This is a genomic window from Actinomadura viridis (genome assembly GCF_015751755.1).
Lineage (GTDB): Bacteria > Actinomycetota > Actinomycetes > Streptosporangiales > Streptosporangiaceae > Spirillospora > Spirillospora viridis.
In genome coordinates this window covers 6,051,439-6,070,563 of record NZ_JADOUA010000001.1, presented here as the reverse complement: position 1 = coordinate 6,070,563, position 19,125 = coordinate 6,051,439, and the positions used below count along the sequence as shown (strand labels likewise).

19 protein-coding genes are annotated in these 19,125 nt (G+C 69.7%); 11 read left to right on the top strand and 8 right to left on the bottom strand.

The features are described 5' to 3' along the window. The first annotated feature begins 36 nt into the window (after positions 1-36). A complete protein-coding gene (locus IW256_RS27480; RefSeq protein ID WP_197013706.1) occupies positions 37-534 on the top strand; it encodes a phosphoribosyltransferase in 498 nt (165 codons plus the stop codon). A 22-nt stretch (positions 535-556) separates the two neighbouring features. On the opposite strand, the gene IW256_RS27475 is transcribed toward IW256_RS27480, so the two are convergent. The 3 genes from IW256_RS27475 to IW256_RS27465 form a co-directional block, all read right to left on the bottom strand. Then, positions 557-1,708, bottom strand: coding sequence for a hypothetical protein (locus tag IW256_RS27475; RefSeq protein WP_197013705.1), 1,152 nt, complete (start codon positions 1,706-1,708; stop codon positions 557-559). 128 nt (positions 1,709-1,836) lie between these two features. Further along, positions 1,837-3,261, bottom strand: coding sequence for a PucR-like N-terminal domain-containing protein (locus IW256_RS27470; RefSeq protein WP_197013704.1), 1,425 nt, complete (start codon positions 3,259-3,261; stop codon positions 1,837-1,839). A gap of 253 nt (positions 3,262-3,514) precedes the next feature. After that, the gene (locus IW256_RS27465; RefSeq protein WP_475652137.1) at positions 3,515-4,768 is read right to left on the bottom strand and encodes a PucR-like N-terminal domain-containing protein; all 1,254 of its coding nucleotides are present in this window, start codon (positions 4,766-4,768) and stop codon (positions 3,515-3,517) included. Positions 4,769-5,345: 577 nt separating this feature from the next. Here IW256_RS27465 and IW256_RS27460 point away from each other — a divergent pair. Both IW256_RS27460 and IW256_RS27455 read left to right on the top strand, forming a co-directional pair. Then, positions 5,346-5,972, top strand: coding sequence for a hypothetical protein (locus IW256_RS27460; protein ID WP_197013702.1), 627 nt, complete (start codon positions 5,346-5,348; stop codon positions 5,970-5,972). A 720-nt stretch (positions 5,973-6,692) separates the two neighbouring features. Next, positions 6,693-8,696, top strand: a complete 2,004-nt coding sequence (locus IW256_RS27455) for a DUF6801 domain-containing protein (RefSeq protein WP_197013701.1) — start codon at positions 6,693-6,695, stop codon at positions 8,694-8,696. A 197-nt stretch (positions 8,697-8,893) separates the two neighbouring features. Here the strand turns inward: IW256_RS27455 and IW256_RS27450 are convergent, their stop codons facing one another. Together IW256_RS27450 and IW256_RS27445 are read right to left on the bottom strand one after the other, a co-directional pair. Then, positions 8,894-9,568 (bottom strand): hypothetical protein, encoded by a 675-nt coding sequence (locus IW256_RS27450; protein WP_197013700.1) that lies wholly within the window; start codon positions 9,566-9,568, stop codon positions 8,894-8,896. Positions 9,569-9,958: 390 nt separating this feature from the next. Beyond that, entirely contained in the window at positions 9,959-10,924 is a 966-nt protein-coding gene (locus IW256_RS27445) for an AraC family transcriptional regulator (RefSeq protein WP_197013699.1), read from the bottom strand. 70 nt (positions 10,925-10,994) lie between these two features. On the opposite strand from IW256_RS27445, the gene IW256_RS27440 reads away from it, so the two are divergent. From IW256_RS27440 to IW256_RS27405, 8 genes are all read left to right on the top strand, one after another. After that, positions 10,995-11,849 (top strand): NmrA family NAD(P)-binding protein, encoded by an 855-nt coding sequence (locus IW256_RS27440; protein WP_197013698.1) that lies wholly within the window; start codon positions 10,995-10,997, stop codon positions 11,847-11,849. Beyond that, the gene (locus IW256_RS27435) at positions 11,846-12,226 is read left to right on the top strand and encodes a DUF4440 domain-containing protein (protein ID WP_307829128.1); all 381 of its coding nucleotides are present in this window, start codon (positions 11,846-11,848) and stop codon (positions 12,224-12,226) included. The genes IW256_RS27440 and IW256_RS27435 overlap by 4 nt, the downstream gene beginning before the upstream one ends. 208 nt (positions 12,227-12,434) lie before the next feature. Next, the gene (locus IW256_RS27430; protein WP_197013697.1) at positions 12,435-13,043 is read left to right on the top strand and encodes a hypothetical protein; all 609 of its coding nucleotides are present in this window, start codon (positions 12,435-12,437) and stop codon (positions 13,041-13,043) included. A 654-nt stretch (positions 13,044-13,697) separates the two neighbouring features. After that, complete coding sequence (locus IW256_RS27425; protein WP_197013696.1) at positions 13,698-14,132, top strand: SRPBCC domain-containing protein; 435 nt, start codon at positions 13,698-13,700, stop codon at positions 14,130-14,132. Next, the gene (locus tag IW256_RS27420) at positions 14,119-14,484 is read left to right on the top strand and encodes an ArsR/SmtB family transcription factor (RefSeq protein WP_197013695.1); all 366 of its coding nucleotides are present in this window, start codon (positions 14,119-14,121) and stop codon (positions 14,482-14,484) included. The genes IW256_RS27425 and IW256_RS27420 overlap by 14 nt, the downstream gene beginning before the upstream one ends. Before the next feature lie 2 nt (positions 14,485-14,486). Then, on the top strand, positions 14,487-14,870 hold the full coding sequence (locus IW256_RS27415) for a VOC family protein (RefSeq protein WP_197013694.1): 384 nt from the start codon (positions 14,487-14,489) through the stop codon (positions 14,868-14,870). Between the two features lie 195 nt (positions 14,871-15,065). Continuing rightward, complete coding sequence (locus IW256_RS27410) at positions 15,066-15,821, top strand: nucleoside phosphorylase (RefSeq protein WP_197013693.1); 756 nt, start codon at positions 15,066-15,068, stop codon at positions 15,819-15,821. Positions 15,822-15,938: 117 nt separating this feature from the next. Next, on the top strand, positions 15,939-17,309 hold the full coding sequence (locus IW256_RS27405; RefSeq protein WP_197011582.1) for an IS256 family transposase: 1,371 nt from the start codon (positions 15,939-15,941) through the stop codon (positions 17,307-17,309). A 76-nt stretch (positions 17,310-17,385) separates the two neighbouring features. Here the strand turns inward: IW256_RS27405 and IW256_RS27400 are convergent, their stop codons facing one another. From IW256_RS27400 to IW256_RS27390, 3 genes are all read right to left on the bottom strand, one after another. Then, positions 17,386-17,610 carry a hypothetical protein gene (locus IW256_RS27400; RefSeq protein WP_197013692.1) on the bottom strand — a complete coding sequence of 75 codons (225 nt, stop codon included), beginning with the start codon at positions 17,608-17,610 and terminating at the stop codon, positions 17,386-17,388. Between the two features lie 361 nt (positions 17,611-17,971). Next, positions 17,972-18,181 (bottom strand): DUF397 domain-containing protein, encoded by a 210-nt coding sequence (locus IW256_RS27395; RefSeq protein ID WP_197013691.1) that lies wholly within the window; start codon positions 18,179-18,181, stop codon positions 17,972-17,974. Next, positions 18,181-18,990: a helix-turn-helix domain-containing protein gene (locus IW256_RS27390; RefSeq protein ID WP_197013690.1), complete on the bottom strand. Its 810-nt coding sequence runs from the start codon at positions 18,988-18,990 to the stop codon at positions 18,181-18,183. The genes IW256_RS27395 and IW256_RS27390 overlap by 1 nt, the downstream gene beginning before the upstream one ends. Positions 18,991-19,125 lie beyond the last annotated feature (135 nt).

Sequence of the window (19,125 nt, the reverse complement as noted above, 5' to 3'; positions counted from 1 at the left end):
TCCGCGGATCGGGACCGGTCGGCGAAGATGGTGGCCGTGTCTGCCGAGAGAGAAATCCTGACCTGGGAGTCCTTCGGTACGGCCGCCCGCGCGCTGGCCCAGGCGATCGCGGACGACGGCTACCGTCCGGACCTGATCCTGTCGATCGCGCGCGGCGGCCTGTTCGTGGCCGGGGCCCTCGGGTACGCGCTGGACGTCAAGAACCTGCACGTCATGAACGTCGAGTTCTACACCGGCGTGAACGAACGCCTCGACCTGCCGGTGATGCTCCCGCCGGTGCCCAACGCGGTGGACCTGTCCGGCGCCCGGGTCCTGGTCGCCGACGACGTGGCCGACACCGGCGCCACCCTGAGGCTGGTCCGGGACTTCTGCGCCGACCACGTGGCCGACGTGCGGAGCGCGGTCGTCTACGAGAAGCCGCACTCGGAGATCAAGTGCGAGTACGTCTGGCGGCGCACCGGCCGCTGGATCGACTTCCCCTGGTCGGCGCGCCCGCCCGTCGTCCGCGCCGGCGACGGGGCCCTGGACGCCTGAGGGCCGCTCCCCGGCGAACGGCTCAGAGCCGTACGGCGCTCCTGGGCCGCGGCGGCAGCCAGGCCAGGCGGAACGGCACCGGCGCGGGCTGCGGGGGGACGGTGCGCAGCCGGGCCTCGGTGAGCAGCCGTCCGGCGAAGCGGCGCCGGACGTGCGCCGGGACCTCCGCCCGCCGGCCCATCCGCGTCCTGGCCAGCAGGAGCGCGACCGACACCGTCATCGCGGCCAGCCAGCCCGCCTGCAGCGCGGCCAGGTCCTCCGAGCCGAAGCCCGGGTCGATGTTCCGGCGCAGGGACGCGACCGGCACGATCGCCATCCCGCTCGGCGCGATCTGCGGCGACGCCACCGGAGGCAGCGCCACCTGGGGCCCGCGCATCCCGGCCAGCGGGTTGAACGAGGAGTTGGTCAGCGGCGGCACGTCCGAGGGCAGGTCGTTCAGCGAGATGCCGGGCGGCAGCGCCCCGGACGGGCTGGTGACGATCAGCGTGTAGGCGCGCGACACCGTGGCCGCCTTGGACGCCGACACCGACGCCTTCAGCTTGATGGTGCCCGGCCGCGCGTCCGCCGGAGCCTGGATCGTCGCCCGCGCGGTGCTCCCCCCGCCGCCGACGCTCCCCATGCCCTGCGCGCCCGGGGTCACCGAGGCGTTCGTGGCCGACAGCCGCAGCACGGTCCCGTTCGCCGTGGCGTGCGCGGACCGCACCGTCACCGTCGCCGTGATCGTCCCACCGGGCCGCACCGTGGACGAGGAGGTCGACAGGCCCAGCGACAGCACCGGCTTGGACGGCGGCGGGTTCCCCGGCCCGGGACCGGGCGGCGGGGAGGTCGGCGGGTCCGTGGGAGGGGTGGTCGGGGGATCGGTCGGCGGGTCCGTCGGAGGATCGGTGGGGGGATCGGTGGGCGGGTCCGTCGGCGGGTCCGTGGGCGGATCGGTCGGCGGGTCCGTCGGAGGATCGGTGGGCGGATCCGTGGGGGGATCGGTCGGCGGGTCCGTCGTGGGCGGATCCGTCGGCTCCTCGGTGGCGGGCGGCTCGGTGGACGTGCCCCCGGTGGGCGACTCCCCGCTCGGGGACGGCTGGGGTTCGGCGATGACCGGCGGCGCGGTCGCCACCACCAGGACCGCCGCCGCGCCGAGCCCCGCCAGGACGGAACCGCCTGCCGGTCGTGAGCGCACCGCCAACGCACCTCCACGCGTTTCGCCGATAAAACGTGCCGAAATGGATGGGAGCACGGATCGAATGGCGAAATCAACCCTGCTGAAAGAGAGTTGTCGGCGGATGCGTGATCACCATCAGGCCATTGTCACCGGGTGCGCATTCCGGTCTCCGTGCCGGGCCCGCCGCCCGTGCCGAGATCGAGAGCGGTCATCGTCCTCGGCGCGGCGGGAGCGCCCCGGACGCCCGGCGACCCGCCGTGCTCGTGCCGCGGCGGGGCCGTCCGGTCCGCCGGATGCCGGACGGCCATCGTCCCGGCCGTGCCGGCGGCGCCGTCCGGGCCGTCCGGCCCCTCGGGGGCGCCGGGGCCCGGGTCCGCGCCGGCCCGGCGGCCCAGCCACATCGCGCGCAGCACGACCTCGATCGCGAACCGCGAGTCGGGATCGGTGAGCCGCTCGCCGAGGGTGCCCTCCAGCTTGCGCATGCGGTACCGCACGGTCTGCGGGTGGACGTGCAGCTCCTCGGCGATCTCGGCGGCGGTCCCGCGAGTAGTGAGCCAAGTGCGCAGGGTCTCCAGCAGCCGGTGCCGCTGCCCGGGATTGAGCGCCGCCATCCCGGCCAGGTTGCGCCGGGCGATCTGGTCGATCAGCGCCGGGTCGTTCAGCAGCCACAGCGTGATCAGGTGGTCCTCGCAGCGGGTGACCGGGCCGTCGTCCAGGATGCCCGAGTCCACCAGGCCCAGCGCCTGGCGGGCCCAGCGCAGCGAGTCGGCGGTGCCCGTGAGCGGGACGCTCACGCCCGCCACCGCGCGTCCCTCCGGCAGCGCCTCGGCCAGCATCCGCTGCCGGTCGGCGGTCATCCGCCCCGGCACCAGCAGGTGCGGCTCCGGGCCGGCGAAGTCGGCCAGCACGTCCTGGTCCAGCGCGGTCCGCACGACCCGGGAGCCGGGCGGCACGGCGACCAGCGTCACCTCCTCGGGAACGTCCCACTCGGCCAGCTCGGCCAGCTCCTCGACCGCGCGCCGCGAGGCCGGGGGCCGGCGCAGCAGCAGATGCAGCAGCCGCCGCCGGTGCTCCTCCAGCTCCTCGGCGGGCAGCGCGTCCAGATAGCCCTTCAGCGCCAGCGAGGCCAGCTCGTCGATGTAGGCGAACAGCGCGTCGGCCAGCTGCGCCATCACCGCCGAGGACAGGTTGCGCTGGGGGCCGACCCGCATCACCCGGCGCCAGGCGACCTGGGCGCCGATCCGGAACGCGGCCTGGAGGTTGTCGAGGGTCCGGCCCTCCTGCGCCTCGAACCGGCCGAGCCTGCGGTAGGTGTCCTCGTGCCGCTCGCGCGGCGCCGAGGGGTCGGCGATCTGGTCGACGAAGTGGGTCAGCGCCCGCTCCACACCGATCTGCAGCGCCTGGACGTAGGGGCCCTGGATGGGCCGCCCGTACTCGGGGATCGCGCGCTTGATCTCCTCGATGATCTCCTTCGCCAGGCTGGGCAGCTCGGGCCGCATGATCGCGGCCAGCTGCCGCGGCAGGGGGGCCGCCAGCTTCACCAGGCCGCCCGGTTCGAGCGTACGCGTCATCCGTGCACCTCCGAGAACGCCGAGGTCGTGGGAGCGTTCTCATCCGGCGGGGTCTCCGGAACCACGATCTCGGCGTACGGCATGTGACCCGGAGGGAGCGCGCCGAGCGGGGAACCCCTGCGCGTCCCCCGGCAGGTTTCGTTGTGAGCCGAAGCACACCGAACGTAGATCAGGACGGTCGGATTTTCAGGTAAAGAAATAATAAAACCGCAATCAGTCATCGCCTTGACACTTCTTGTGACTGCGGTGGTTTCTAGCGTAGTGAAGGGCTTTTATCCCTCAATCGGCCTGCCCGCAATACGACTTCCAGGGCGAACCTGGATTCCGGGTCGGCCAGCTGGTCGCCGAACGCCTCGTTGATCTGCCGCAACCGGTAACGGACCGTCTGCGGGTGCACCTGGAGGCGCTTGGCCGTCTCCACCGCGTTGCCCTGGGTCTCCAGCCACGCCCCGAGCGTCTCGGTGAGCCGGAGCCGCTGGGTCGCGCTCATCCGGGCCAGCACCGCCAGCCGCCGCCGCGCCACCTGGTCCAGCAGCGCGCCGTCCGACAGCAGCCACAGCTCCAGCAGGTGGTCCTCGGCGGGGGTCAGGCCCTCGTCCTCGATGATCCCGGCGTCCACCAGGGCCAGCGTCCGCCGGGCCCAGCGCAGCGAGTCGGCCGCCTCGTCCAGGGGGACGGCCAGCCCGGCCGCGCCGCGCCGTTCCGGCAGCGCCGCCATCAGCGCCGAGTGCCGGGCGGCGTCGAGCGGGCCCGGCACCAGCAGGTGCGGCTCGGGGCCGCCGAGGTCGGCCAGGACGTCGTCCTCCAGCGCGGCGCGCACGCAGCGGGCCTGCGCCGGCAGCGCCACCAGCGTCACCTCCGAGGGCACGCGCCAGCCCGCCTCCTCGGCGGTCCGGACGACCGCGGCCCGCGGGCTCCGCGGGCGCTCCAGGATGACCCGCAGCAGCCGCCGGTGCAGCGCGGCGCGCTCGTCGGCGGTGCGCGACCGGGCCTCGGTGAAGCCCTCGACCGACAGCGAGACCAGCTCGTCGATGTAGGCGAACAGCGCGTCGGCGAGCTGGGACATCACCGTCGACGACAGCCCGTGCCGCCGGCCCACCTCGGCGACCCGGCGCCAGGCGACCTGCACGCCGGTCCGGTAGGCGGCCTGCAGCGCGTCCAGGCTGCGGCCCTCGTACGCCTCGCCGCGGCCCAGCGCCCGGCACAGCTCGTCGCGCCGGGCGCGCGACTCGCCGGAGCCGGAGATCTGGTCGACGAAGGTGTGCAGGGCCTGCTCCACGCTCTGCCGCAGCCGTGGCCGGTACGGCGTCCCGTCCGGCTCGTTGAACTCCGGAATCGTGTGGCGGATCTCCGTCATGATGTCCTCGGTGAGGGAGTCCAATTCCGGCCGGAGAACTGCGGCTATCTGCGGTGGAAGCCGTACCGGCCGCCGATCCCGTCCAGCGGAGTCGAGGGTTCGCGCCAACCTCGATCCTCCTTCCCTCCACCGTCGGCCGCGCAATGCCACGGGCGGCGGCGAGGTGCCTCCGGGCGGCGGTATGGCCATTACGATCAGCGATATCGCACCTCGTCCACGCCGGGCTCGGGGACATTAGCCCGCGCGCCGGGTGATCTACGGCCACTCAAACGTAACCTACTCCCGCCTGGCGTGCACCGATCCATGGAAGGTTTCCCCGCCGCCGCGCGACTAACCCTCCAGCACGCAGTATGACCTGGTGAAACGCCGTTCACGGAGCGTGTCGATAGCCGATCGGTCACTCACCTGGAGATAGATCGTCTTCGGTTTTGATCACCTGATGACAAGAAACGGATCCGGTCCAAGATTTTCGCAAATGGGCTCTTGTCGGACGCGAAGTCGGCACTTAGCTTACTCATCGGTAGGAGGCGCCGAAGTGGAACGGGGCAGGTTACCAGAAACCTGCGCTCCGGTATCGCGATACGGCGGAATCTTCCGGTCGTCCTACCCGGCCACAGTTTTGCCAGAAGGAGCGGCCCGCAGAAAGATCACGCCCACTCGTCCCCGGAATCCCACCCCTTCGAGCACCATCCCCACCGGGAACCCCCCACGCGAAAGGGCACATCCCATGCGCAAGACCATCCGCAAGACCGTTCTCACCGGTGCCGTACTCGCCGCCGGCATCGGCCTGGCCGCCACCCCCGCCATGGCCGACGACGCCAGCTGGGCGGTCGTCAACGGCGGCTCCGTCTACGCCGAGTCCGTCGACACCAGCCTCACGGTGGTGCGCAACAGCGCCAAGCTGACCTGTGACGTGGTCAGCGCCAACGCCAGCATCCCCACCACCTCCGGCCACTCCGGCGTGGGCATCGGCACCATCTCCAGCACCACCTGGGACACCTGCCGCGGGCCGCTGAGCCTGACCTTCACGGTGGCCCACTCCGGCTCGTGGAAGCTGAACGCCATCCAGCCCACCTCCACCGCGGGCCGCAGCGTCGGCACCGTCACGAACGTGGTCGCCAACATCAGCGGCCCCGGCTGCACGGCGACCTTCAGCGGTGGCGTCCCGGCCTACTACGACAACTCGACCGGGCAGCTCACGTTCGACCCGACCGCGCCCAACCCGACCGGCGTCTCGGTCGTCGCCTCCGGTGTGTCCGGCTGCCTGGGCATCATCACCAACGGTGACGTGGGCCGGTTCGCGGGCACCTTCGACACCGACCCGAACAACGTGGACCTCGTCTACACCCCGTAATCGCGGACGGCCCACCGAGGGCCGGTCCCACCCCCGGTGCCGCGCGGACGGCTTCTGCCGCCGCGCGGCACCTTCTGTCGGGCGGGCCGTTCCGAGGAGACCGGTCACTTCCCGAGGGCCGGCCGCGGGCGCCCTTCCGGGGAACCCCGTCCCAACGCGACCCCGGCTCACGCGGAAGGCGCGCACCGAGGCGCCGTCAACGGCGAGATCCACGCGGGAATGTTCGTAAAAGGGTTTGATGATTGGCCGGGATCCGGCCGATCTCATGGTCGATATGCCCTCGGCTCCCTATCGTTTCGCCAAGGGAATTGGTGCCATAGCCGCTCGCAGGTGCAGGCTTTCCTTCGGTCGGATCGGGCCGGCGTTCGCCTGGAAGAGGGTGGCACCTGGGGCCCTTGCCCCGGCCCACGCCCTGGGCAGGGGTGAACCGTCCGGGACGTGCGGTGAACGGCCCGCTTTGACCATGGGCGATAAAAATCGGTGCCGCGTTATCAACACCCAATAATCGCGTCGGCGGCGGTTGTCGTGTGGCGTCATGGGAAGCTTGTGCTCGTTTAACCGGTGAACTAGGCTCACCGTTCCGTCCTCTCGGATCTGTCAGTCGGATAACCGGTGTTCTGGCGAGGGTGTCCTGGGTTGAACACGGTCCGCGAATTGGTGCTCTGGTCGTGATCCGGTTCGGACGGAGAGAAGAAGGGACGTTGGAGTGGACGGGCGAATATGAGCGGCCGAGGCCGTTGGGGTCCGGGCCGGCTCGCGCGGACGGCGGCGATCGCCTCCGTGGTGCTGGTGGCCGGGCTGATCCCGGGAGCCGGGGTGGCTCTCGGTGACACGCAGCGCGCCGACGTCGGCATCGGCTACACCTGCCGTCTCCCGTCGGCCCCGGCACGGGTCGACGTCCGGGTCAAGGCCGTCTTCCCCGCGACGGGCAAGATCGGCACCCCCGCCCGTACCGACGACGTGGCCCTGACGGTGACGATCCCCCGGGAGTCGCTGGGCGACCTGACCAAGGACGACGCGGTCTCCGTCGCCGGCACGGCGCGGTTGCAGACCCTGTGGACGCAGGCCGAGCAGCCGCTCTCCGTCGAATGGCCGGGCCTGACCGTGCCGGAGAAGAAACTGCCCCGAGACGGCGCGCTGGTCCTGAAGGCGTCCGGCCAGGTCCCCACGACCGCCGTGACCAAGGCCGGTGACCTGGTCGTCTCGGCGGGCGAGCTCACGTTCAGGCTCCAGACGCGGAACGCCAGCGGGGCGGTGACCTCTCCGGGCGGGCTGTCGTTCTCCTGCGTCCCCGACCTGGGCCAGGACACCACGCTCGTGACGGTCCCGGTGGCCGGGCCCGAGCAGGCGCCCGTGACGACCAGCCCGGGAGGCGGCGAGGCACCGGCGCGGACCGGCCCCCGGGTGCGGAACGACGACGTGTGCCCTCCGATGCCCGAGCCCAAGCTCAACCCGAAGTTCCCCGTTCCCGAGCCGCCGCCGGGCGTGGACCCTTCTCCCATCGCACCCGACTACTCCTGTGCCTGGGTGGAAGGGCACGCGAACGTCAACAAGCTCAAGGGCGCCTCGGCGTTGAAGGGCAAGGCGTCGGTCATCATCGGTCTCGACCAGTTCTTCAAGGCGGAGACCCCACCGGAGGATCCGCACGGGTACGCCCAGGCCCGCACCATCGCCCTCTCCTACCTGAACTCCACCCAGTCCACCTTCCTCACCTTCGGCTTCATGCCGACGACGGCGACGATGGAGATCACTCAGATCGGAACGGCGAACGCCATCGCGATCGGCCCGGCCGCCACCGACAGCCCCCGGCCGACCATCACCACGGTGACGGCGGAGGCCTCCATCCGCCTGCGCGACGTCAAGGTCAACGGAACGCCCATGGACGTCGGGCCGAACTGCAAGACGGCGCGGCCGGTGCGGCTCACGCTGACGGGCGACAACACGGCGGACCCCTCGTACGAGGTCGCACTGGGAGGACGGCTGAGCGGGACGGCGGACGTCCCGGCCTTCAGCGGATGCGGTGTCGACGATGACCTCGACCGGCTTCTCACGGCGTCGGTGTCGGGGAAAGGAAACTATGTCCGCCTGACGCAGGGCCCGGTCTGCTACGTGGTCGCGAAGGACCCGAACATCTACCCCTGCCCGCCCGAGGTGTTCGGGTACACGATCACGCCTGGGGGCGACTTCCGCTTCACCTCGGGAGAGATCGTGTTCAGGGTCGGTATCGGCAGCACCAGGACCATCAAGTGCGCGACGTCGGAGGTGCGCGGGACCTTCAAGCGCGGGTCCGGGATTGATCCCCGCAGTCTGGGCACGGCCGCCGCCCTGACCTTCAACGACTGCGTCGGCCAGGGAAATCTGGCGTCGCTCGGGAACGTCACCGTCAGGACGGTCGCGCCTCTGCGCCTCGGGCACAACATGACCGCCGGGCTCGATAAGACGACGGGCACCATGAATCTCCAGGTGTCGACGCCGCACCTCGAGGTCTCGGGTGGAAGCTGCCGGTTCAAGGCGGTGGGCGCCGGCGGTTCGCCCACCTACCGCTTCGGCATGCAGTACCCGAACGGCAGTTCCAGCCTAACCGTCCCCTCAGGGGCCACCGGTACCGTCGCGGAGGCCACGGGGTGCCCGTCCGACGTGCGGGGTTCGTTCGGGATCGTGACCCCGGTCCCGTACACGGTGGACTCGCCGCAGCTGTTCAAGTACGGCGGCACGCCGAAGTGAGCCGGTAGCGCTCCGGCGAAGGGGCCGGCCGTCCGATCGGACGGCCGGCCCCTTCGCGTCCGAGCAGTTCGTCGGCGCCCTGCCGTCCGGCCCGCGCGCAGCCGAACGGCTGGCTCACGCACGCCGCGGACGACCGTGCGGAACGTGACGAGGCCCGCCACCGGGTGGGGTGGCGGGCCTCGCGGGCGCGGTGCCGGTCAGTCGCCGATCTGGCGCAGCATCTCGGCGACCGTGGGGGGAACGGTCGCCGCGCCCAGCTTCAGCGAGATCGTGTTGTCCGGGCCGGGCACCGTCAGGTTGATCAGCGGGGTGGCCAGGAGGCAGTTCTGGAACTCGGGGATCGTGTAGGTGCCCGCCATGGTGCCGCCGTTGAGCACGTCCCAGTCCGAACCGGAGTTCAGCGTGATCGTCGCCGGCGTCTTGGTCTTGCAGTTGTCGCCGACCGGCGTCGGGATCCCCGCCACCTTGAGGTTGCTCAGCTTGAGGGTGACCTTCGAGGTGCTCTGGGTCGCGCCGGTGTTGAGGTCGACCTTGCCCGTGGTGGGGGTGGCCTCGATGAACTCGGTGGTCACGCTGACGGGGATGACGCCCCACTGCTTGAACTCGCCCTTGGCCGCGGGCATCTTCAGGTTCGCGGTCAGGTCACCGTTGCCGAAGTCCAGCGTGGTCTCCAGCGTGCCGGGGCCGAGGGCCATGGAGGAGCCGGTCGCCTTGATGGCCGTGGTACCGCTCACCGGGTAGTCGACCCGGATGGACGGCTCGGCGCTGGCGGCCGGAGCACTGGCGACGCCGAGGGCGGCGGCGGCCAGCCCGGCGGTCGCCAGCGCGGCCACCCGGCGGGTCTTGGAGGAAAGGGACGTCGGGCGCACCATGGGGGCCTCCTGAGGGGCGGGAAGGGTTTCTCGCGGTCGGGCGAGGTCGATTTCACGGGCGGAGCGAAAGGGTACGGACATGCCGTTCTCGCCATATCCGCCTAGCGTTCGACGATCCGAAGATTACTTCCGCCCGGAAACAGTGACAAGGTTCGGAAGGACCAATTTCCGGGCCCTCTTCCAAGGTGCGACAATTCTTGTCACCAGAATATAAGTGCACCCTTTCATTTGTGTCCCGGTGATAGTCGTCCTGTCCGTCCGGTGCGGGATCCTCCCTGTTCGCGGGCCTGTTGCCGGACGCATCGACCCGGCCGCATTCGGCCAGTGCACGCGAAAGTCACTGCGCGTGAATAAGGGCGACCATTTTCGTGAGGGAACGGTGAGTTCCGATCACCCTCGGGCCGTGCGGGCGCGGCGGTACTCGCCGGGCGGGACGCCGAAGTGGCGCCGGAAGGCCAGGTGGAAACCGACGCCCGACCGGTAGCCGACCCGTTCGTGCAGCGTGCCGAGCGGCACGGCGGTCTCGGTGAGCAGCCGGGCCGCTTCGCGCATCCGGCGCCCGGCCAGATGGGCGGCCGGAGCCTCGCCGACGAGGCGGCGGAAGGCGGTCGCGAACGCCGACCGCGACATGTTCGCCTCCCGGGCCAGCGACTCCAGCGTCCACGGCTCGGCGTAGCGGGTCTGGATCGCCAGCAGCGCCCGGCCGATCGCCGGGTCCCGCAGCGCCCGCAGCGCCGGCGAGGTCTCGCCGAGGCGGCCCAGCGCCACCCGCAGCGCGAGAACGAAGACCAGCTCGAACGCCCGCAGCGCCACCAGCCCCGACCCCGGCGCGCCGTCACGGGTCCCGTCCGCCAGCTCGCGCAGCGTCCCGGCCAGCAGCGGTTCCACGGCCAGCATCTCCCGGTCGAGCACCAGGACCTCCGGCAGCGCACGGTAGAGAGGGGACACGGCCGCCTCGTCATAGTGGAGCCCGCCGCACAGCAGCTCGGTCATCGGGCCCGGCCCGTCCACGCGCAACTCGGTCGTGCTCCCGGCGGGACGGCCGGGCAGCAGCAGGTCCAGCGGGGTCGTGGCGCGGCCCGGCCGGTCCGCCAGCTCGTGCGCGCCGCCGTACGGGAAGATCGCCAGCTCCCCGGCGCGAAGCATGATCGGATCGGCCCCGCCCGGCATCGTGATCGCGCATTCGCCGGAGTGCACGTAGTGCAGGATCGCGTTCCGTTCCTGGTCGCCCCGCAGCCCCCAGGGCGCCCGAACCGTCCACCGGCTGGCGAACACCCCCTCCAGCCGCAGCGGCGCCAGCACCTCCCCGAGCAGATCCGCCCCGCCCGCCGACGTCTCCCGCACGACCGCTGTCATGGACGATCCTTAAACGAACCCGGACTCATGCTTATGGAACGTACAGGACGGTCCGGCCAGCCTGGGAGGCATGACACACACCTACCTAGTGATCGGTGCGAACGGGGCGCAGGGCGGAGCGGTCGTCCGGAGGCTGCTCGCGGACGGGCACCGCGTCCGCGGCCTCGGCCGGGCCGCCACCGGACCGGCGGGCGTCGAATGGGTGCGCGGCGACCTCGCCGACCCCGCCGCCGTGCGCGCCGCGTTCGACGGGGTGACCCGGGCCTCGGCGACCCTGCCCATGGAGTTCGACCCGGCCCTGGTCGCCCGCTACACCGCCAACATCATCGCCGCGGCCGGCGGTGTCGAGCGCCTGGTCCTCAACATCGGCAACCGCCTTCCCGCCGCGCGCACCGGCGTCCCCGCGTTCGAGACGAGACGGGACGCGGCCGAGGCCCTGCTCGCCTCGGGCATACCGGCCACCGTCCTGTGCCCGCCGCTCTACCTGGACAACCTGTCCGCGCCGTGGGCGACCGAGGCCCTGGCCAACGGGGCGCTGCCCTACCCGCTCCCGGCCGGCCACCGTGTCGCCTGGCTGTCCCACGACGACCTGGGAGCCCTCACGGCCGCCGCTTTCGACCGTCCCGAACTCCTCGGGCAGCGGGTCGACGTCGGCGGCGCGGACGTGGTGACGGGCCCCGAGCTCGCCGCCGCCTTCACCGCCGTGCGCGGCCACGAGGTGACCTACATCCCCGTGGACCCGGACGAGTTCGAGAAGGGCCTCGCCCAGGCGGTCGGACCGGCCGTCGCCGCGGGCGTCGCGAGCACCTACCGGCTCCTGGCCGACCCCGCACACGCCGCGCTCTACGAGGGAGACCCGGCCAAGGTCGAGGCCGCCTTCGGCATTTCCCTCACCCCGTTGCGGACCTGGATCGCCACACGGTGAACGCCGTCGAAGAGGTCGTCCGGCACCACCGTTTCATCGAGGGGTGGCTGCGCGGCACCGCGGGCGCGCACGAGCTGAACGACTTCCTCGCCGCGCACACGCCGGACTTCACCTGGTACGACCCGGACGGCGCGCTGCGGACCCTGCCAGAGCTGGGGCCCGCGATGGAGGAGGCCCACGGAGCCGCCCCGGACCTCACCCTGGAGATCCGTGAACCCCGCGTCCTGCTGGACCGGGACGGCCTGCTGGTGGCGACCTACGAGGAGCACCACCGGACGCCCGGTGTCTCCAGCGCCCGGCGGGCCCTGGCCGTCCTCGTCCCCGGGACCCTGCGCTGGCGGCACCTGCACGAGACCTGGATCGTCCAGCCAGGTTGATCGCCGGTCCTGGGCGCGCGGCATCCCCCCGCCGCGCGCCCAGCCTCCCGATGAGATCGCGGAACCCGTACGGCTCGGGCTTCGGCACGCCTCCCGCCGGTAAGTATCGGCGGGAGGCGCTTAGCCCCTCCGGGAGGTCATCACGGACCTCTATCGTTCCCTCGGATACGACGGCCATCCAGGCCCACGGGTGACGAGGAGGAACGTGATGACGGACGGGGACCGCCGGGAGGCGCTGGCCGAGATGCGCGAGAAGTTGGACCTTCTACGGAAGGTCGAGGAGAAGCACGGCTTCGGCGTCACGATCGAGGAACCGAGGGAGTTGCACCCGGTGCCGGGCGTCCCCGAAGCGGTCACCGAGGTGTTCAGCCTGTTCTCTCGCTTGGAAGGCACGTACTTCTGCTTTGAACAGCCCGAGGAGATCGCGAGCCGCAGCGCGTGGCTCGACCGGCAGACCATTCCCCATTGCCCGCTGGGCAATCCCCTGGTGATCGGCGACGACCGTCATGACGTCCCCGCCGACCTTCGCAAGGAGGGGCTGGGGGGCGCCCCCATCCGGATGGACCTGGAAGACGGGAGCGTCTACTACTGCGACCCGGACGACTATGTCTTCCTCTACGAGCACCCCGACGAGGAGATCGAGGTCGAGGAGCTGGCGCCGGACATCGTCACCTTCTTCAACACCTCGGTCCTCGGCGAGGGCTACCCGGAACTCGTCAAGGCGGTCATAGGGGAGTACGCCGTCACCCGCCGTGACCGGAAAGGCCGGCACCGGGACAGCTGGACCAGGCTCCTCACCGAGAGCGGCCTGCTCTAGCGGACGCCGAGGCGCACGTTGACTTGCGGCGAGTTGCTGGGTTGGGGTGTGTCTGAGGCGACAACTCGCCGCAAGTCAACGTGTAGGACGGGGGCGTCGGCCCGTGAGCGTTTTGAGGCGTGCCTGCCGAGGGCGCTCAGCCTGGCCGCTTAGCCCTTGTCCTGGATACGTGGTCGGGCGGGCTGTCGGTCAAGCCGAAACCGAGCGCGGGCTGTGTTGACCCCGTGCGGCCCTTCAAGGAGGCCCGTTGTGATGGAAGGGCCGGCACCAGGGCAGCTGGACGAGGCTTCTCACCGAGAGTGGCCTGCTGTGCGTGGTTGCTCTGTGTGCGGGGTGGTCCGTTGATCGCCAGGGAGTGCGCGTTGACTTGCGGCGAGTTGCTGGTGCCGCATCAGGCGATGTTCGCCCGGCCTTGATCGTGTGCTCGTGGACACCCAGAAGTGCCGGTAGGCGGACAGATGTACGGACAGCGGGTGCCGACACGCGGACAGGGAAAGTGCTGGTTGCGGCTCGAGTTGGGGTGGATGAGTCACGGCGGATGGTTTGGCGTGTCGTGGAGTCATCGCGCGTTCCGGGCGGGGCTTGCGGGATGCCCGTCGCAACCACTAGGTTGCCATCATGATAGCAACTCAAGGGTTGCGAAGGGGTAGGGGTGTGGTTCCGGACAGGATCGAACGCGAGATGGTGCTGCGGCACCCCGCCGAGCGGGTGTGGGCCGCGCTGACCACCGCCGAAGGGCTGTCGCAATGGTTCGGCTCGGTGGCTGAGATCGATCTACGGCCCGGCGGGCGAGCGTATTTCCGCTGGGATGACCTCGACCAGGAATCCGTCGCCACGATCACGATCGTCGATCCACCACACCGTTTGGCGTTCAGGTGGCCAATCGAGGGCTGGCCGGGGGACGACGCGCCCCTGACGCTGGTGACCTTCACCCTGGAGCCCGTAGCGGAGGGGACCCGGCTGCGTCTTGTGGAGAGCGGGTTCACCCAGGTCGCCGACCACGTTGCCCGGTCCGCCCACCAGGCCAACAGCCAGGGATGGGCCGCAGAACTCGGCGATCTGGAGAGCTACCTCGATGCGGCCGCCTGATTCCCAGGAGCAGGCCGTCGCGGTGTTCGCGGCGCTCATCGATCCGACCCGGCGGGCGCTGCTGGACGAGCTCGCCCGCGCCGGACCCGCAACCGTCACCGATCTGGCGCGGCGGCTGCCGATCAGCCGGCAGGCAGTGGCCAAGCACCTCGATCAGCTTGCCGAAGCGGGCCTGATCAGCTCCGGTGAACCGGTCGGCCGCCGCCACCCCTACCGGTTGGAACCAGCGCCCATCCGCGCGGCCCAGATATGGCTGGCCACGCTCGCCAACAGATGGGATGACCGGCTGACCGCGCTGGAACGCGCACTGGACGCCACCGCCACCCCGACACTCGACCAAGGAGCCACCTGACAATGAACCAGCCTGAGTTCACCGCCGGCCTGAACATCGCCATGAAGATCCCCAAGGCGCAGTACGAGGCCACCGTGGCCTTCTACCGCGACACCCTGGGCTTCGAGGTCAAAGAGGAGGACGTTTCCTACGCCCCGACCGTCTCAAGAACTCATTCGGTGCGGTTCGGTCCTAACACGCTGTGGCTGGACTGCGTCGACAACTACAGCCAGCCCGACCTGTGGTTGCAGCTCCACACCGATGACCTGGACGCGGCGACGGCCGTACTGGCCGGCACCGGCATCCGCCCGTGTGACGAGGTCGAACCACTGCACGACCTCGAATCCAGAACCCACTGGATCAAGAACCCGGCCGGCATCGTTCACCTGCTCGCAGAATCCGGCTGAGCCGCCCAGCCCTTTGGGTGTCGTTCCGGCCCGGCACATTCACTGTCCGCCAACCAGCACTTTCAAGACCGACCACCAGCGCTTACAGGGCTCTGTCTCACTCTGTGGGGTCAAACCAGCTCTGCTGACGCCCAATGATCAATCCTGGTTACAAACCGGCTGCATTGTCGTGGTCGAGCGAGGCAGGATCAGTGCATGGATCTCCCGCTGACAGAGTTCGACATGGCCCAGGAGGCGGTGCTGACTCCGACACCGCCGAGGCTGAGCGAGCCTTTGCCGGAACGGGTCGTGATGTGCTTCTTTCCTGAAGTGGTGGCCGGCCTGCCCGACAGCCATGGGGGGCGGCAGATCGGTGAGTTCTCCATCGAGATGGGTGGCCACAAGATCTACCGGGTGACGCATGACGAAACTCTGGTGGCGGTCTTCCATCCCGGCGTGGGCGCGCCGCTGGCCGCTCATCACTTCGAGAAGGCGATCGCTGCCGGCGGCCGCGTGTTCGTCGCGTGCGGTGGTGCGGGCGCGCTCCGGCCCGGTACGGACATGGGGTACCTGGTCGTCCCGGACGCCGCCGTGCGGGACGAGGGCACCTCCTACCACTACGCTCCAGCTGCCCCGATCATCCACGCCGACCCCGGACTGGTCGAGGCGGCGACCACCGTTCTCCTCGACCGAGGCATCCCGTTCACCACAGGCACGACCTGGACCACCGACGCGCCCTTCCGCGAGACCCGAGCTCGGGTGCAGACCCGCCAGCGGCAGGGCTGCGTGACTGTGGAGATGGAGACCGCCGCGTTCCTGGCCGTCGCCCAATTCCGCGGCGTGAAGTTCTGCCAGTACCTGTATGCCGGAGACGACCTCAGCGGCCCAGCGTGGGACCACCGCGACTGGACCACCGCCGAAGTCCGCACTGAGCTCCTTCACATAGCAATCGAAGCAACAGGCAGACTCTGACGACCGCCAGCTTCATGCCGGTCAAGTGGGGGGTATCTCTTGAGGCGTGGAAATGATCTTGATGGGTAGATCAGAAGCCGAGTAGATCATCCATCGAATTCGGGGGGATTCGAAGCCGTGACCGTGATCAAGGGGAATGAGAGCGTCGACGGGGACGCGTCGATTCGTGAGCTGCTGAGTGATGATGTGCTGGATGTCCTGCTGGAGCGGTCGAAGGACGAGGCCGGGCAGTTGCGGCTGACCGGTGAGGGGTCGATGCTCGGGCAGCTGGTCAAGGCGGTGCTGGAACGCGCGCTGGAAGGCGAGCTGACCGCTCACCTGGGCTATGGCAGGCACGATGCGTCCGGGAACAACTCCGGCAACTCCCGCAACGGCCGGGGGAAGGGCAAGACGGTGCAGACCGGGGTCGGGCCGGTGCGCATCAGCGTGCCGCGGGACCGGGCCGGATCGTTCGAGCCGGTGCTGGTGCCCAAACGGGCCGGGAGGGTCGCCGGCGGCCTGGACGACATGATCATCAGCCTGTACGCCCACGGCATGAGCGTGCGCGACATCCTGCACCACCTCAAGCAGGTCTATGGCACCGACCTCTCGCACGAGCAGGTCTCCCGGATCACCGACCAGGTGATGGACGAGGTCAAAGCCTGGCAGACGCGTCCGCTGGACCCCACCTATGCCGTGGTGTTCCTGGACGCCATCGTGGTCAAGGTGCGCGACAACAACGTCGTGACCAACAAACCCGCCTACATCGCGGTCGGCGTCGACACCGACGGGGAGAAGCACGTGCTGGGCATCTGGCTCGCGCGGACGCCGGCCGAGTCGGCCACCGCCGCCGAGAGTGCGCGGTTCTGGGCCTCGGTGATGGCCGATCTGCGCAACCGCGGGGTCCGCGACATCCTGATCGCCTGCTGCGACGGCCTGAAAGGCTTCGAGGACGCCATCAACGCCGCGTTCCCGGCCACGGTCGTGCAGACGTGCGTGGTTCATTTGATCAGAAATGCGCTGCGGCCGGTCGCCCGCAGGGACGCCGGCGCGGTGGCCAAGGAGCTGAAGAAGGTCTACACCGCGGTGGACGCAGACGCCGCACTGGAGGCCCTCGCCGAGTTCGCCGGCACCGACCTCGGCCGCAAGTATCCGCAGGCGGTGAAGGTATTCGAGGACGCCTGGGACCGGTTCACGCCCTACTTCGCCTTCACCGCACCGGTCCGCAAGCTGCTCTACACCACCAACGGGATCGAGTCGCTGAACTACCAGTTGCGCAAGGTCACCAAGGCCAGAGGGCACTTCCCGACCGACGACGCCGTGGTCAAGCTGCTGTGGCTGGCCATCGTCAACATCGAGGACAAAAGAGCCCGCGAACGCGCCGCCAAACGCGACAACGGCGACAAGCACGCCTTCCAGCCCGCCCGCCTCGTCGAAGGGCAACGCGTCGCCGGATGGCGCGAAGCACTCAACGAACTCGCCATCGCCTATCCAGGACGCATCAGGTAAAGCGGACTACACCTACCACCTGCAAGACCTTTCCACACCTGAAGTTACAAGCTCGTCAAGTGACAGGTGATGAGGCTCAGTTGTAGAGGATCATGGTTCGGAGTAGGTCGAGGTTCGCCCGACCGTGTCGGCTGCGGTCCAGGATGGCGGCGAGTTGGTCCTTGTCGTCGTTGGTGAGGTGGTCGGGGTCGCTGGTGATCCATCGCCGGACGTCGCGGACGGAGGGCGGCTTAGGCGGCAGGTCGGGGGTGTCCAGGCCGGCGCGCAGTGGGGCGACGTAGCGGCGGATGGTGGGGATCATCCGCCGCGGCAGGGGCTCGGTGGTGACCTGACGGCGGGCTCAGATGGTGCTGCTGTCTGCACAGGGCATGGACCTGGCGCGCATCGCCAAACCGCTACGGCGGGGTGCGGCACCTGTTCGACGCCTACGACCTGGGCAGCGACGAACTCTACGGGCACATCAAGAAGACCAAGAACCGCAGCAAGGTTCTGGAATTCTGCTGCTACCTGCGCAACCTCTACCCGCCGCACCCAACCGGATCGAGGCCCAGTTCACCGCCCTGTGCTACTTCACCCTCGACGGGACCGACCGACCACGCCAGGCACCCAGAAGCGCCAAGGAGAGGAGGCCGGGCCGAAGCCCGGCCTCCTTGGTCTCCTGGTCAGGGCAGGTCGAGTCGGCCCTTCTTGATCTGGGTGGCGAAGGCGTGCCATTGGGAGGGCGTGAGGGCGAGTTTGGGTCCGTGCGGATTCTTGCTGTCACGGACGCCGACGGCCACGCCGAGGTCGGCCACCTCCACGCAGGTCGAGTTCTCTTCTTCAGTGCTGCGGCTGCTCTTGCGCCAACGGGCCGATGAGAAGTCCACCGTCATCAAAGGTCCTCCAAGACCCCGCGGATCAACTTCTCCGAGTCTGCCACCGGGAGCGCTTCCGATGAGATTCGGTCGTACAGCACAGCCAGTTCGCGTACCTGAGCACGGTTGTCGACTATCTGGCTGTGGCCGCCGACCGCCTCCACAAAGGCGACGTCTGGAGAGTCCGGGAACCCCAACAAGGTGAAGGCCCCACCCGGAAAGACCGGTGCCCCGGAGGGCACGACCAGAACCGTGATGTTCGGTTCAGCAGCGAGGGTGAGCAGATGCGCGAGTTGGCGTCGCATGACCTCGCGATCACCTACTACGCGCCGGATGGCGGTCTCCTCGATGAGGACCACGAGCCATGGCGGGTCGTCGCGGTGCAGGATCTCCTGGCGGGCGATCCGTGCGGCGACGAGTTCCCCGACACGCTCCTCGCGGTGGGCCCTCTTGAAGATCTCCCGGGCGTAGTCCTCGTTCTGGAGTAGGCCGCAGATCGTGGACTGTGCGTAGACCTTGATGCTGTTCGCCTGGTGCTCAAGCTCGGAGTACTCCCAGATGGCGCTTGGTGGGCCCTCCTCGTCGGCCCAGTGGATGTATAGCGACTCGAAGAACTCTTCAAGATCGAGGGCTTTGTCCAGGCCCGTGGAGAGGCGGATGGTCGGGGGACGGCGGCAGTTCTCGACGTGGCCGATGAGCTTGCCGGACACCATGATCGCGGGGTGTCCGCCCAGCTGGTCCTGGGTCAGCTTGGCCCGGGTGCGTTCCCGCGCGAGGGCGCGTGCGTACACCGCTTGGAGACTCTTCTTCGGGTCCAGTTCGGGCATGTATGGCCTCTTTTCGGGGGGCGGCTACTGCGGCGGTAGCGGGGATCGGCCGAGGCGTAGCCGGGGATTCGACTCTGGAGTGACGATTCAGTAGCTGAGAGTAGTGAGATTCGCCACGCTTTGGTGTCGAACCGA